We start from the raw sequence: 1,020 nt of genomic DNA, 5'->3' as shown, positions 1-1,020 counted from the left end.
TGTGGCATGACATTAGAGCCGGTCATACCCGCGCTCGATGAAGAAGAAAATCCTGAACTCCGGGATTTCGCCCGCCGCTTTTGGTGGTCGCTGCCATTAACCGTGATAGTGACCTTGCTCGCCATGGCGGGACACACGTTACAACTTTTCCATGGCCCGATCCAAAACTGGATCGAGCTGGCTCTGGCGACACCGGTGACCTTGTGGGCAGGTTGGCCTTTTTTTGTCAGAGGCATAGCATCTATTAGAAATCGCAGCCCAAATATGTGGACACTGATTGGGTTGGGTACCGCCGCAGCATACCTTTACAGCGTCATGGCAACGCTCTTACCTCAAAGCTTTCCGGCCACCTTCATGCAAGATGGACGCATCGGCGTCTACTTCGAAGCCGCAGCGGTCATCATCTCACTCACCTTGCTTGGGCAGATTCTTGAGCTCAAAGCACGATCGCAAACCTCCGCCGCCATCAAGTCCCTTCTCGGCCTGTCGCCCAAGACAGCACGCCGGATCAATACCGATGGACAGGAAGAAGACATTCCTCTCACCCATGTCCACCTTGGAGACCATCTACGGGTCAGACCCGGTGAAAAGGTTCCAGTTGATGGCTCAGTACTGGAAGGTGAAAGTGCGGTGGATGAGTCCATGCTTACTGGCGAACCAGTGCCGGTAATGAAGAGAGCTGGAGATAGTCTGATCGGTGCCACGCTCAATACACATGGGAGCTTAGTAATGGAGGCGCAGAAGGTCGGCGCCGAGACCATGCTGTCACAGATCGTACAGATGGTCGCTCGGGCTCAGCGATCCAAAGCACCAATGCAACGAATGGCCGACTCGATTGCCGGCTACTTTGTGATGGGTGTTATCGCGATTGCGATACTGACATTTTGTTTGGTTTGGGGGCTTTTTTGGCCCTGAGCCCAGCTGGGTGTTTGGTCTGATCAACGCTGTCGCCGTGCTGATCATCGCTTTGGCCCCCTTGGTGCGTTTGGGGKTCTTTGCTACGCCCCATGTCGATCATGG

At 54.7% G+C, this 1,020-nt stretch carries 1 pseudogene; it reads left to right on the top strand.

The window, feature by feature from the left end:
- Positions 1–6: 6 nt before the first annotated feature.
- A pseudogene (locus HT737_RS29700) lies at positions 7–1,020 on the top strand (HAD-IC family P-type ATPase); the annotation flags it as partial.

Origin of the sequence: Pseudomonas sp. MD195_PC81_125 (genome assembly GCF_014060985.1) — a bacterium.
GTDB lineage: Bacteria > Pseudomonadota > Gammaproteobacteria > Pseudomonadales > Pseudomonadaceae > Aquipseudomonas > Aquipseudomonas parakoreensis.
The sequence above is the reverse complement of the archived record's forward strand: the minus strand, read 5'-3'. Positions and strand labels throughout refer to the sequence as shown.